This window comes from Stenotrophomonas sp. YJH_SMC_123 (assembly GCF_059368215.1).
Genome location: NZ_JCAFRM010000015.1, coordinates 13,600 through 27,040 on the forward strand (window position 1 = coordinate 13,600; position 13,441 = coordinate 27,040).

The 13,441-nt window shown below is 66.4% G+C and carries 14 protein-coding genes; 10 read left to right on the plus strand and 4 right to left on the minus strand.

The features are described from left to right. Window positions 1–84: 84 nt before the first annotated feature. Complete coding sequence (locus AC5P5W_RS20535) at window positions 85–1,296, plus strand: MFS transporter (RefSeq protein ID WP_197574412.1); 1,212 nt, start codon at window positions 85–87, stop codon at window positions 1,294–1,296. Between the two features lie 16 nt (window positions 1,297–1,312). Here AC5P5W_RS20535 and AC5P5W_RS20540 read toward each other — a convergent pair whose 3' ends face one another. Further along, complete coding sequence (locus AC5P5W_RS20540) at window positions 1,313–1,792, minus strand: MerR family transcriptional regulator (protein ID WP_053495385.1); 480 nt, start codon at window positions 1,790–1,792, stop codon at window positions 1,313–1,315. 89 nt (window positions 1,793–1,881) lie between these two features. Between AC5P5W_RS20540 and AC5P5W_RS20545 the strand changes: the two genes are divergently transcribed. The 7 genes from AC5P5W_RS20545 (at window position 1,882) to AC5P5W_RS20575 (ending at window position 6,878) form a co-directional block, all read left to right on the plus strand. After that, the gene (locus AC5P5W_RS20545) at window positions 1,882–3,120 is read left to right on the plus strand and encodes an NADH:flavin oxidoreductase/NADH oxidase family protein (RefSeq protein ID WP_069118283.1); all 1,239 of its coding nucleotides are present in this window, start codon (window positions 1,882–1,884) and stop codon (window positions 3,118–3,120) included. Window positions 3,121–3,212: 92 nt separating this feature from the next. Next, on the plus strand, window positions 3,213–3,689 hold the full coding sequence (locus AC5P5W_RS20550) for a hypothetical protein (RefSeq protein ID WP_046431353.1): 477 nt from the start codon (window positions 3,213–3,215) through the stop codon (window positions 3,687–3,689). A gap of 103 nt (window positions 3,690–3,792) precedes the next feature. Next, on the plus strand, window positions 3,793–4,062 hold the full coding sequence (locus AC5P5W_RS20555) for a hypothetical protein (protein WP_014647587.1): 270 nt from the start codon (window positions 3,793–3,795) through the stop codon (window positions 4,060–4,062). Window positions 4,063–4,187: 125 nt separating this feature from the next. Next, window positions 4,188–4,433: a hypothetical protein gene (locus AC5P5W_RS20560; protein ID WP_032957423.1), complete on the plus strand. Its 246-nt coding sequence runs from the start codon at window positions 4,188–4,190 to the stop codon at window positions 4,431–4,433. A gap of 114 nt (window positions 4,434–4,547) precedes the next feature. Continuing rightward, on the plus strand, window positions 4,548–4,796 hold the full coding sequence (locus tag AC5P5W_RS20565) for a hypothetical protein (RefSeq protein ID WP_014647589.1): 249 nt from the start codon (window positions 4,548–4,550) through the stop codon (window positions 4,794–4,796). A gap of 16 nt (window positions 4,797–4,812) precedes the next feature. Continuing rightward, window positions 4,813–4,989, plus strand: coding sequence for a hypothetical protein (locus AC5P5W_RS20570; protein ID WP_172980598.1), 177 nt, complete (start codon window positions 4,813–4,815; stop codon window positions 4,987–4,989). Window positions 4,990–5,174: 185 nt separating this feature from the next. After that, window positions 5,175–6,878: an ATP-binding protein gene (locus tag AC5P5W_RS20575; RefSeq protein WP_041864224.1), complete on the plus strand. Its 1,704-nt coding sequence runs from the start codon at window positions 5,175–5,177 to the stop codon at window positions 6,876–6,878. Window positions 6,879–6,885: 7 nt separating this feature from the next. On the opposite strand, the gene AC5P5W_RS20580 is transcribed toward AC5P5W_RS20575, so the two are convergent. Next, window positions 6,886–8,409 (minus strand): FAD-dependent monooxygenase, encoded by a 1,524-nt coding sequence (locus tag AC5P5W_RS20580; protein WP_049408532.1) that lies wholly within the window; start codon window positions 8,407–8,409, stop codon window positions 6,886–6,888. An 82-nt stretch (window positions 8,410–8,491) separates the two neighbouring features. On the opposite strand from AC5P5W_RS20580, the gene AC5P5W_RS20585 reads away from it, so the two are divergent. Next, window positions 8,492–9,136, plus strand: a complete 645-nt coding sequence (locus AC5P5W_RS20585) for a TetR/AcrR family transcriptional regulator (RefSeq protein ID WP_495221419.1) — start codon at window positions 8,492–8,494, stop codon at window positions 9,134–9,136. A gap of 73 nt (window positions 9,137–9,209) precedes the next feature. Next, window positions 9,210–11,351 (plus strand): TonB-dependent siderophore receptor, encoded by a 2,142-nt coding sequence (locus tag AC5P5W_RS20590; RefSeq protein WP_197574410.1) that lies wholly within the window; start codon window positions 9,210–9,212, stop codon window positions 11,349–11,351. A 48-nt stretch (window positions 11,352–11,399) separates the two neighbouring features. Here AC5P5W_RS20590 and AC5P5W_RS20595 read toward each other — a convergent pair whose 3' ends face one another. Both AC5P5W_RS20595 and AC5P5W_RS20600 read right to left on the minus strand, forming a co-directional pair. Further along, window positions 11,400–12,722 (minus strand): Smlt3024 family type IV secretion system effector, encoded by a 1,323-nt coding sequence (locus AC5P5W_RS20595; RefSeq protein WP_197574409.1) that lies wholly within the window; start codon window positions 12,720–12,722, stop codon window positions 11,400–11,402. A gap of 19 nt (window positions 12,723–12,741) precedes the next feature. Beyond that, complete coding sequence (locus tag AC5P5W_RS20600; RefSeq protein ID WP_495221420.1) at window positions 12,742–13,440, minus strand: hypothetical protein; 699 nt, start codon at window positions 13,438–13,440, stop codon at window positions 12,742–12,744. Window position 13,441 lies beyond the last annotated feature (1 nt).

A 13,441-nucleotide genomic window follows, 5' to 3' on the forward strand; every position in this document is an offset into this window, starting at 1 on the left:
AACGCTGATTTACCCTGAGTGCTGCTGCTCCTGCTGCAGTGCAGCAGTACAATGGGCGGCTCCCGCCCCCCATCGCGCCCCCGCATGAGCCCCAACTCTTCCCTGGCTGCGCGGCTGACGCCCCGCCAGCGCACCCTGATCATCCTCGCCCTTTCACTGGGTGGCTTCGCCATCGGCACCAGCGAGTTCGCCAGCATGGGCCTGATGCTGGAGATCAGCCGCGGCCTGTCGATTTCCGAAACCCAGGTCGGGCATCTGATCAGCGCCTATGCCATCGGCGTGGTGGTCGGCGCCCCGATCCTCGCCTTCGTCGGCGCCAGCTTCCCGCGCCGCAAGCTGCTGCTGGCACTGATGGGCTTCTACGCGGTCGGCAACCTGGCCAGCGCGCTGGCACCGAACTACGGCACGATGCTGGTGGCGCGCTTCGTTGCCGGCCTGCCGCATGGCGCCTACTTCGGCGTGGCGATGCTGGTGGCCGCGGCGATCAGTCCCGCAGGCCAGCGCGGCCAGGCGATGTCACGCGTGCTGCTGGGCCTGTCGATCGCGATCCTGGTCGGCAACCCGCTGACGACCTGGCTGGGTCAGCAGCTGAGCTGGCGCACCGCCTTTGCCCTGGTCAGCGTGCTGGCCATCGCCACCGTGGCGATGATCGCGCGCTTCCTGCTGCCGGACCCGGATGAAGTACGCACCTCGCCGATGCGCGAGCTGCGCGCCTTCAACACGTCCCAGGTGTGGCTGGCGCTGGCGATCGGCGCGGTCGGCTTCGCCGGCATGTTCTGCGTGTTCACCTACCTGGCACCGACCCTGGTGCAGGTCACCGGCGTGGCCGAATCGTGGATGCCGCTGGCGGTGGGCGTGTTCGGCATCGGCGCGATCATCGGCAACATCGCCGGTGGCTGGCTGGTGGACAAGTTCCACTTCAAGGCCGCCGCCGTGGTGCTGCTGTGGTCGATCATGATGCTGCTGCTGTATCCGCTGGCCGCACAGTCGGTGTGGACCATCGGCCCGATGATCATCACTGTCGGCACCATGGGCGCACTGGCGGCGGTGCTGCAGACCCGCCTGATGGACGTGGCCGGTGAGGCGCAGACGCTGGCGGCGGCCTCCAACCACGCCGCTTTCAATACTGCCAACGCACTCGGCCCGTGGCTGGGCGGCATGGCAATCAGCGCCGGCTTCAGTCCGGCCAGTACCGGCTATGTCGGCGCGGCTACCGCGATCGGCGGCCTGCTGCTGTGGTGCGTGGCGGTGATGCTGGACAAGAAGCGCAGGACCGCCGTCGCCGGCAGTCACTGAACATTGCGCCGGATCGTCAGTCGCTGCCTCTGCGGCGACGGCGATCTGGTCGCAGCAACGCTGTATCGCCGGCCACCAGGGTCGGCCGCGCCAGCTCACCGCGCTTCACACGGTCCAGCACCCGCCGCGAATTGGCTGCACAGTCGATGCCGTCCGGCCGCGCCTGGATGTCCTCGATCAGGGCCAGCAGATGCGCCCGGCTCTCTGCCAGCCGCAGCTGCAACGCTTCGATGTCAGCCACCTTCTGCTGCAGCATCGTGATCAACGCCTCATGCTGCCACTGGCCCATGTCCGGTGGCAGCAGGGCGCGGATCTCTTCCAGGCTGAAGCCTGCACGCTGCGCGCCCGTGATCAACTCCAGCAACAGCACCGCCTGTTCCGGATAGTCGCGGTAGCCATTGGCCTGGCGCTGCGCCACCAGCAGCCCCGCGTCTTCATAGAAGCGAATGCGCGACGCCGCGAGGCCCGTGAGGCGGGCCAGCTCACCGATCTTCATCTGCCTGAATCCTCGCCATGGGAGCCTGTTGACCTTCAATAAAACTTGAAGGTTAGCGTAGCGCCATTCCCCTGTCCTGGAGCTGTCCGATGTCGCTGTTCTCGCCCCTGGCACTACCCTCCGGTGCCATCATCCGCAACCGCATTGCCAAGGCCGCGATGGAGGAAAACATGGCCGACGCCGACCACGCGCCGTCCGCTGCACTGCTGCAGCTCTACCAGCGTTGGGCCGATGGCGGCGCAGGACTGATCATCACCGGCAACGTGATGGTCGATGGCCGCGCCATGACCGGCCCCGGCGGCGTGGTGCTGGAAGACGACCGCCACCTTGACCGCTTCATCGCCTGGGCCGAAACGGCACGCTCACGGGGCGCGCAGATGTGGATGCAGATCAACCATCCCGGGCGGCAGATGCCGGCCGCACTCGGCCAACCGGCACTCGCGCCGTCAGCCGTCGCCCTGGAGATGGGCGCGCTGTCCAGGCAGTTCGCACCGCCGCGGGCGATGACCGAGGCGGACATCGAAGAGGTGATCGCCCGCTTCATCCGCAGCGCCGAGCTGGCCGAGCGCGCCGGGTTCAGTGGCGTGCAGATCCATGCCGCGCACGGTTACCTGCTCAGCCAGTTCCTGTCGCCGCTGTCCAATCGCCGCGACGACCGCTGGGGCGGCAGCCTGCACAACCGTGCGCGCCCGCTGCTGGAGATCGTGCAGGGGGTGCGCGCCACCGTGTCGCCCACGTTCGCGGTGGCCGTGAAGCTCAATTCCGCCGATTTCCAGCGCGGTGGCTTCTCGCCCGAGGATGCGCGCGCAGTGGTGGAAATGCTGGCGCCGCTCGGCGTGGACCTGGTCGAACTGTCCGGTGGCAGCTACGAAGCACCGGCCATGACCGGTGCCGCGCGCGACCAGCGCAGCCTGGCCCGCGAGGCCTACTTCCTTGAGTTCGCGCGTGAGATCGCCACGGTGGCAACCATGCCGCTGATGGTCACCGGTGGCATCCGCCGTCGCGCCGTGGCCGATCAGGTACTTGACAGCGGTGTGGCCATGGTCGGCGTCGCCACCGCGCTGGCGATCGAGCCGGATCTGCCCCACCGCTGGCAGCAGGGCCGCGACCCGGTGCCGGCACTGCGCACCATCGACTGGCGCAGCAAACCGTTGGCCGCCAGCGCACACATGGCCGCAGTGAAGTACCAGTTGACGCGGCTGAGCAGGCTCCGGCCCACGGCGCCGGGTGTTTCGCCCGTCTGGGCACTGCTGCTGGCACAGGCGGCCGCAAAGTGCCGGACCCGCCGCTACCGGCGCTGGATCGGTGCACGCGCAGGAGGATACTGAGCGGGCAGGCTTCTCATCACCGAATCGATGCTTCACCATCTGCACGATCGGCGGCAGCCCGTCGCCGGTCGCAACACGCAGAAGGAACCCTCGTGGCAGCAGGACCAACCAGGAACCACGAAAAGCTGCTCGATGACCTGCTCTCACTGGGCCGCAACTGGGCGCTGGCCATTGCCATCGCAGGTGCCGGAGCTGCGGTCCATTACAGCGAGTCGGTCTACGAAGCAGGCATCTGGCGCGACCTGCTGCCCACGCTCTGCTTCCTGGTCGCCATCGTCTGGATCGTGCTCAGCATCATCCGCTTCGACCTGACCATCCAGCAGCACTTCGAGCGGAAATTGTCACGCTGGCTCAGCCGTCTGCTGTATGTCGTGCTGCTTGGCACCGGCATCACTGCCGTGTTCTTCGTCACCGAACTGGCGGAGAACAATCACATCGCGCGGATGTGCGACTCGGTGGCCAATGAACCCGGCAGCCGCATCCACAGGTCGGCCGAGTGCCAGCGGCTGTACCAGCATCGCGCGGCGTACCGGCAGCGTCTGGAATCGGCCGAGGGTGAGTTCGACTGAACGGGCTTCATCGCAGTCTTCGCGCGCGATGAACACATTTCGTGGATGTGCATTTGGGCACAGTGCAGCCGACGCCGCGCTCTCGGCCCGTACCGGACCCGCAATGCCCCCCCATCGCGCACCTGCCCGCCATGATGCCATCGCCTTGCAGGCCGGCATGCTGGGCAGCGTGTTGGGCGTGGCGCTGTTCAAGGCCATCGCACTGTCTGCGTTGGCGACGGGTTCGATGATGGGTATCGGGCTATGGGTGATGGCCTGCGCGCTGCTGGCAGCGTGGGCGCTCGCAGCCTATCTGGCCTGCCTGGCACTGAGCCGGCGCGTGTTCGTGCTGATGCTGGTGCTGTGCACGGTACTGGTGATCTGCATCGCCTGACGCCGGCAGGGGCCGGACTATCGCGCATCTGTTATAGAATAACAAGTGCGGTTGGTCCGATTGTGCATGCCCGGTGTCACGGATTTGAATTCCATGGCCATCCCGGCATCACCCGAGGCCCCCCCATGAACCTGCAGCCCCCGCTCCGCGTGACCCTCATTGCCATCGCCCTCGCATCGCTCAGCGCCTGCGCCACCTATGACGACAGCAACATGCATCAAGCCTGCCAGGAGTCGCCGCACCTGAAGGACCTGCCGCCCGAGGTCGCTGCCCGCGAGAGCCGCTGCAACAAGGGCATGGAAGTGTGGTCGAGCGAGCGCAAGGGCAGTGACAAGCCGCTGGACCTGAGCGGAAAGAAGAACAATCCCTGACGAAGGTGCGCGCCCGGTTGCCGCGCCTGTCTTGATCGCGCCCATGCATCCGGCTGACTGCTCCATCACAGCCGGCGCGCGACGATGAGGTCTCCCCACCCTGTCGAGACTCAGATGCCGGACACTGCCCACCCTGTCATTCGCGCGTTCGAGGCCGTGTTCGATCTATCGGGCAGCGTGCAGCGCATCACTGCGCTCACGGTCACCTGCCGGCATTGCTCGTCGACCAGCTCTGCCAGCGAAGACAACCTGGTGCAACTTCCGGGCGGGGCGTTGTTCCGTTGTGACGGGTGCGGCTGCCATCAACCGGTCAGCCACGCCCGCCTGTCGGACTGGCAACCGGCGTCGTTGCTGGGTATCTGAGGGCCGCCACGTGGAAATGACTGCGGAACAGCGGAAAATACTCCAGGCAATCGCCGCTGCAGAGCCGGTGCGCGGCGATGCCGCAACGTGGGCGGTGACCGCCGGATGGGCGGTACAGGCGGAAGACGGGGATATCGATCTGACCGAGGCTGGCCGGGATGTGCTCACCGCGCAGGCAGGTCGTAAGGGCTAGACCCGCCGATCAGGCCAGCTTCGCCTCCCTTCGCGCTGCGCCGCGATAGCGGCAACCTGCTGAACAAAGGGTGCATCCCTGCCACGTCAACGGCGAAGTGGCGAGGCCCTTCATGCCGAGGGTGTGCAGGGCGTCATGACATGCGCTCGGCTATGCTGCGCCACCTCCTTGCGCCAATGGCGGCCATGCATCCTTTTCCCCTGCCAGTCTCCGCACCTGATCAGCTCGCCTACCGACTGCTGCAGGACAGTGACTGGGCCCGCTCGGCCACTGCCGCAAGCGCACCCGCCGAACTTCGCACCTTGCTGGCGATGATCCTGGATTCGCCGGAACCCCTGTGGCTTGCCTGGGGCAAGGAAGATAAGGCGTTCTTCTTCAATGATGCCTATCTGCCGATGCTGGGGGAAAAGCTGCACGGCGCGATGGGCAACCGTCTGGAGGATGTCTGGGCGGACGTATGGCCGGACGTGGTGCATGCCGTCGACGACGCCTTTGCCGGCACCAGCCGCAGCTTCAAGAACCTGCCATTGATGATGGATCGCGACGGCACGCTGCGCGAAACTTTCTGGACGTTTTCCTATTCACCGCTGCGCGTCGGCTGCGGCAGTGTCGCCGGTATCCTGTGCGTGGTCAGCGAGCAGACCGAACGGGTGATCGAGCGCGACCTGCACAGCCGCCAGGTCGCGGCGATCACCGAGCAGGCGCGGGAGGCCCATCTGGAACTGGTGCGCGCCCGCGAGCAGCTGCGCCAGTCGCAGAAGCTGGAGGCGATCGGCCAGCTCACCGGCGGTGTGGCCCACGACTTCAACAACCTGCTGCAGGTCATCACCGGTTCGGTGGACATGCTCCTGCACACGTGGCCGTCAGACGACACCCGGCGCCGCTACATCCAGGCCATTGCCACAGCCTCGGACCGCGCAACCAAGCTGACCGCGCAACTGCTTGCGTTCTCGCGTCGCCAGAGCCTGTCGCCGGAGGTCTTCGATCTCTGCGAGAGCGTGCACGCGCTTTCGGACATCATCACCACGGTACTGGGTGCACGCATCCAGGTGTCGTTGACGTTGCCCGGCACGCCATTGCCGGTGCTGCTGGACCGGACCCAGCTGGACACTGCATTGATCAACATCGCGGTCAACGCGCGCGATGCGATCGAGGGACACGGCAGGGTGACCATCGAGGTGGAGCAGGTAACCGCGGTGCCTTCGGTGCGCTTCGCCGCGCCGATGAAGGGCGACTTCGCCGCGATCAGCGTGACCGACACCGGAGCAGGCATCGACCCCGCCGTCGTCGACCGCATCTTCGAGCCCTTCTTCACCACCAAGAGCGTCGGCGCCGGAACCGGCCTCGGCCTCAGCCAGGTGTTCGGCTTCGTCAAGCAGTCGGAAGGCGAGGTGGACGTGCAGAGCCAGGCGGGCGCCGGTACCCGCTTCACCCTGTACCTGCCGCTGGCGCAGGCGAGAGAAATGACGGAACGGCCGGCGACGCTACCGGGGCTGCAGCATGGTCACGGTGTCTGCGTGCTGGTTGTGGAAGACAACGTCGATGTGGCCGAATTTGCCGTCGGCGCCCTGCGCGAGCTCGATTACAACGTGGTACTTGCGCACAATGCGGACGAGGCCCTGGCGGAGCTCGAACGGGATGCCTCCCGCTTCGATGTAGTGTTCAGCGACGTAGTGATGCCTGGCATGAACGGCCTGGATCTGGCCCGTACCATCCGCAGCCGCCTGCCTGGGCTTCCAGTGATCCTTACCAGCGGCTACAGCGAACTGCTGGCCCGGGACCCTGGCCATGGCTTCACCCTGCTGCGCAAGCCTTACTCATTGAAGCAGCTGGCCTCGGTGATGACCGAAGCCGGGCGCTGCGCGCAGGCCGTGGTGGCGTCGCCCTAGCGGGCGGTCACCGCAGCGAACCGAACCAGCGTTCCAGCGAAGGCTCCAGCCCCGACGTGTCACCGCCAGCATCGCAGGCCCAGGCGACGATACCGTCGGGGCGGACCAGCACGGCGCCCAGTCCCAGCGTGTCGCGCGCCGTGGACATCACGCAGGTGACCGACCGCTGCCAGCGCTCAATGATCGGACCGAGCGAATCGCCGGTATCGAGCCCCAGCAGCACGCCCTGCCCTGCACGCAGCAGCTCTCCCATCCGACGGTCATCAGCCAGTTGAACGTCCGGTGCGCTTCGGCCAACCCGCGGATGGCTGCCGTCGAGCACCGGTGGCGGTGCTACACCCCACAGCCGCTCGGCGAGATAGGTGGCACCGTCGCGGGTCGCGGCCAGGTCGGCGATGACCGCCGCCAGCGCGCGCGACCCGGGGCCTGGCCGCATCAACGCCACCTGCGCACGTGACCAGTCGAGCACCTGGGCGCCGATCGGATGGCGCTCAGCCTGATAGCTGTCCAACAGCGACTCTGCCACATCACCTCGCACCACCGCGGCCAGCTTCCACCCCAGGTTCATCGCATCGCCGATGCCGAGGTTCAGCCCCTGCCCGCCCAACGGCGAATGCATGTGCGCGGCATCACCGGCCAACAGCACGCGGCCGCTGCGATAGGCCGTGGCCTGGCGCGCGGCATCGGTCCATGTGGTGGCCAGATGCAACGCCGTGATCGTTGCCTCTCGCCCGGACACACGCCGCAGCAGCGCCTGGGCGGTGTGCCGGTCCAGCGGCGTGCGATGGCCGGCGCCACCGTCGAAATCGGCCAGCGCCAGCATGCCCGGCGGATTGAAATTGCACATGCCGTGTTCGGTGAACTGACGCCCCGGGACGAGCACCGACGGGTCTGCCAGTTCGACCTGCAGCGTGTGCCCGGTGAACTCCGGCGCCGTCCCTGCGAACACGAACCCCGACTGCTTGCGTACCGTGCTGCGGGCGCCATCGCAACCGACCAGCCAGCGGCCCCGCATCAGCCCGCGACCGGTCTGGACCACCATCTGTGCTTCGCGTGCGTGCACCGCCTGCACCGTGCAGCCACGCTCGATCTGTACACCCAGTGACACCGCACGCTCGGCCAGCACCGCCTCCAGCGACTGCAGCTCGACCGCCATCTGGGTGGGCACCGGCGTCGGCAGGCGATGGCGCCAGCGCGCACTGTCCACGTTGTCCAGCGCAAAAGGAATGCCGGCGAAGTGGCCGCCCAGCGGCCGCGGTTGCGCCAGCCAATGGGCGGTGCCGGGCGGCGGTGCGCCGTTGTCCGGCTTCAGCACCTGACTGGCGGCAACCGCATCCAGCAGGCCACGTCGATCCAGGGCCTCCAGGGTGGGCGCGTTCAAGCCGCGCAAGCCAAAGGGCAGGCGTTTCAAGGGTGTCTCGGGCGACGCTGCCTGCTCCAGCAACAGGACCGAACAGCCGGCCTGGGCCAGCTCGCAGGACAGGAACAGGCCGACCGGGCCGGCCCCGGCGATGACGACGTCGTACAACATGGGATTTCCCTGTGAGCGCCGGGCCTGCGCTCTGGCGACGCCAATGTTACACTCGGTGTACGTTTCCACAAGTGAACCGCCCATGATCCCGCCCCGGGGCCGCCGCGAGCAGCGCAAGACCGAGACCCGACAGACCATTTCGGACGTCGCCACCGAACTGATCATCCGCCGCGGCTTCGAAGCCGTGTCCATGTCCGAGATTGCCAATGCGGCGGGGGTCTCGCGCAAGACGGTCTTCAATTATTTCGCCAGCAAGGAAGACCTGGTGTTCGACCGCGATGAGGAGGCCCGGACCCTGCTTCGCGAAGGCATGGCGGCGCGCCGTGGCATGGCCCCGCTGGCCGCCTTCCAATCGCTGGTGCGGGAGCTGCTGGACAGCGGCCATCCGCTGTTACGGATCAACTCCGGTGCAGCGGCCTTCTGGGCAACCGTGGCCGACAGTCCGGTGCTGGTGGCGCACGCGCGACGGCTGCAGGCACAGCTGGCCGACGACCTGGCCCAGCTGATGGCCGACGCGGCCGGTCGGCCCGCGCAGGACGCGGAGGCACGCCTGGGCGCAGCCATGCTGCTGGCGTCGATGGTGGCCGCCTATGAGAGTGGACTGGCCAGCCAGCAGAGGGGCGAGGATCAGCGCCAAGCGATGCTGCAGCTGATCGTGCGCGGTGGCACCGGCGTGCTGGTGGCCTTGGCCGGCACCCCATATACCGACCCGGGCCTGCGTCCATAGCGCAATCGGGGGATAGGTCACGAAGCGTTGCAAATGCTAATCTTTCTCATTTGCAGCCCACCCCGACCCCCTCATGCCGCTTCCAACCCCGCTCAAGCACGCCCTCTGCCTGGCGCTGCCCCTTTCCCTGGCTACGCCTGCACTGGCCTCCGAGGCCTCCGCTGACACCCCGAAGGACCTGGACAAGGTCGAGGTCCGCGGCCGCGCGCAGACCCTGTACCGCGCCAACGATGCGGCCGTCGGCACCCGCACCGATACCCCGTTGGAACTGGTGCCGCAGTCGATCCAGGTCGTGCCGCGCGAGCTGATCGACGACCAGGCCGCGCGCCAGGTCACCGATCTGTACCGCAGCATCAGCGGCATCAGCTTCTTCAGCTATGCCGGCGTCACCCTGCGCGGGTTCCGCCAGGAGAACGTGCTCTACGACGGCCTGCGTGGTGATCCCTATGCGGGCTTCTCGGTGCCGCAACTGTTCAATATCGAACGCGTGGAAGTACTGAAAGGTCCGGCCGGTGCGCTGTACGGCGGTGGTGATGCGGGCGGTGTCATCAACTATGTAACGCGCAAGCCCAAGGCGCGCGCCGAACGCCGCATCGAGCTGCAGGCAGGCGACAAGGACTTCCGCGCCGGATCGATCGAAGGCACCGGCCCCTTGAATGCCAGCGGCAGCATTCGCTATCGCGCCGGCCTGTATGCCGACAGCGAGCAGGGCGTGCGCTGGAATGCCGATAGCGAAAGCGTGATCGGCGATGCCTCGCTGGCCTTCGACGTTGGCCAGACCGGCGAGCTGGTGCTGCAGTTCACCGACATCACCCAGAACCTGGGCGGCAACCGCCTGCGCGGCGTGCCGGTGAACGATGCCGGCAGCTTCCTGACCGACCGCCGCTGGAACCACAACGAGGCCAGTGACTTCCTCGACATGCGCGCCAAGGTCGCACTGGCGCAGTATCGCTTCGCACCGCGCGACAACCTGGACGTGGACCTTGCTGCGCGCTGGTTCAGCAACAACGAGCACCAGATGTACCACGAGCCGATGGGGCTGATTGATCGTGACCGTGACGGCGTAGCCGAGTGGATGACGCGCCAGCTGCGCAACCAGATCCGTGACAACACTGCCTTCACCGCCAGCGGCAATGCCGTCTGGCGGATCAACACGGGTCGTATCGAACACAAGGTGCTGTTCGGCGCCGACGTGTACCAGCTCGACGCCGACTTCACCGCGCAGACCGCCAACAGCGCCGACCTGGCACGCGGCGCCGGCCCGGTGCGCGGCATCGACCTGTTCAACCCGGTCTATGGCGCGAGCACCTGGCATGACTACAACCTGGCCGCCCTGCCGTGGCGCAGCACCGCCACCCGCAGCAAGCGCTACGGCGGCTACCTGCAGGATGAGCTGGCACTGGGCACGCGCTGGCATGTGCTGGCCGGGCTGCGCTGGGATGGGTTCAAGGATCAGGACCGCATGGGTGGCGGCAGCGTGGATGGCAACGATCTCAGCTGGCGCCTGGGCAGTACCTTTACCGTCCGGGACGGCGTGAACCTGTACGCCAACATCGCCAGCGGCTTCGTGCCGCAGAGTGCCACCAACCAGAACCCGGCGGCCGGCGGACCGTTCGACGCGGAGCGCAGCAGGCAATGGGAAGTCGGCCTGAAGTCCCTGCTGGCCGACCGTGTGACCCTGAACATGGCGGCCTACCGCATCGACCGCAGCAACATCGTGCAGGCCACCGGCGAGGTGATCGGCGGGGTAAACCAACTCGCTGCACTGGGCCTGGTACGCAGCACGGGCATGGAACTGGACCTGCTGGCCGACGTGACCGAGCGCTGGGTGGTGAACCTGACCTACGCCTACAACGACGCACGGGTGAAGGATGCCGGACCGAACGGCATCACCAATGCCTCCGGCGACCGCTTCGCCAATGCGCCACGCAACAAGCTCGGCCTGTGGACGCGCTACGACCTGCCGTCGATCAACTCGGCCATCGGCTTCGGCGCCGACCATGTGGGCGAGCGTGTCAGCCTGGATGGGCAGACGGTCAAGGCGTACACGGTATTCGACATGAGCTGGAAGACCACGTGGAAGCAGTGGCAGTTCCAGGCCAACGTCAAGAACCTGTTCGACAAGGTGTACGCGGCCAGCGGCTTCATCGAGCGCAACGGGCACTTCCCGGGCGAGCCGCGGCGGGTGTATGTGCAGGCGGCTTACCGCTTCTGAGAAGGCCTTCCAGCAGAGCCGGGCGCCCGCTCGGCTCTGCTACGAACCTCAGCCCATCCGCATCGCAGGGTTGTCACGCGCGTGGACGTCGTTGTCCTGCTGGCGCTGCATGGCCGCCTGCTGTCGCTCCAGGCTGGCGGCCTCGATCTGCCGCAGCGAGTGTTCGACCGGCGTCTGCACCGCCGTGTCCGTAGGCATGACCGCTCGCAGATGCGCGGGATCGCTCATCTCGCCCTGCACCACGAACACGTTGCGGCCGGCCGGGTGATCGGCAGTCTGCGCGCTCAGCAGCACATGGTCGGCGCGTTCGAGCTGGTTGTGGCGCGCCAAGGCCATCACGCTCGCCACCAGGCGCTCGCTGTTCTCGTCGTGGGTACGCCCGGCGCCGGCATCGATCGCGGCCACGCCTTCGCGCACCTGCTGCATCAATGCGTACTCACGGTGGCCGGGTCCAATGTCGGCCAGACGGGTCGCTACCTGCGCGGGATCCGGCACGTCGTCCACGGCTGCGGTCAGTGGGCTGCGGGTGATGGTCCGGTACGGGTCGTCCGGGTGGAACTGGGTACGTTTTTCCTGCCGTTCCAGACGAACGTCCCGCGCGTCGTTGAGTTCAGCGATGCGGGCCGGATCGGTGATCTCACGCATCGACATGTGGCCACCACCCGCGCTGACACTGGCCCATTTCCTGTCCGCTTCGAAGTACATCGCGTAGTAGCTGTTGCCACCGATGACGTTCGGATCGACCGCCGAGCGCCCTTCCAGTGCCTGGGTGGCTTCCAGCACGCTCAACCGGGTCAGGTATTGCCCGCCCTTCGTCCATCCCATCTGGCTGATGGCATCGACGCTGGTGTTGCCTACGCGCGGGCCTCCGGCGTAGTCATTGTTGAGCATGTTGGTCCAGATCTGTTCCAGCTTCTCGGGGCCGTTCTTCTGCTCAGCCGCCTGCAGCAACACGCGCGGCGTCCAGCAGTTCGGATCGAGTTCATGCCGTTCGAATGCCCGGTCGTGTGCCAGCATTACATCCTTGCCGGGAAGATTCAGTGCAAATTCGGGACGCCCCTGCTCCATCCAGAACAGGCGTCGCTCCAGGTCCTGGCGCAGAAGCGTCTGCCCAAACATCTCCCATTGCCGCTCGCTCAGCTGCGCATCGGGAAAGCCGGAGCCCTTGCCTTCCTGATCTCGGGCGTAATCCTGTGCGTAGCTGTTTGCAACGCGGCCTGGCAGGCTGTCGTTGCGAACAACACCCAGCGCAAGCGTGCCATAGCCATCCGCATCTGGCAGCTGCGACAGATAGTTCCAGTACAACTCACGGTTTCCGGCCTTGGCATAGCTGGCCAGAATCCTGAGATTCTCTTGCGTCAATCCGCCCATCGCCTGCTCCTGAATGCACTCACTGCCGGACGCGGGAGCGCGCGAGAAGATCCCGCACCGCATCTTCCATCCGCTTCCAGTCCGCCAGGAAGGCCCGCTTGTAGTTCAGCGAGATGGAAAGCTTGTTCTCCACATCCGAGAAATAGTGGAAGCACCCCGCAGCGGCTTGCCCTTGCTCACTGATGACCTGATCGCCCTGCAGGCGAACGCCATCCCCCCGAAACGCCGTGCTTTCGCATTTGATGAATGTGGTCAGGCTGCCGTTGGGAGCGCGCGCGATGTACCAGTCATCTTCATAGGCAGGATTACGGGTGGGCGGTTTTCCATAGCGTGCCTCGTATTCCTTCGAGAAAATCCCCATCCTCGTTTCATCAATGGCGTAAGGCGTCAGTCCCATGACGTCGGGCCGCGCAATACGCAGATCGAGTCGATCCCGAGGATCCCCTCGCTCCACCGATCCTTCCTCGGCGGATGCCTGGTTGGAGGACAATCGCTCCAATGATGTTTCGATTGGCGCACGATCGATGTAGTCGATCGCCACAGCAATTTCCTTCCGGAAATCATTCGTACGCGGATTCGCCCGGGCACCCGGCGGCGTCGGCTTCATGTCCGGCCACTCGATGACCAGCGTCACGCCCTCGCCGGGCCACGGTGCGATCTGGCTGTCCAGGTAGTTGGCCGGAATGCGGAAAGTGTTCGGCCCGAGCTTCACGTCCACG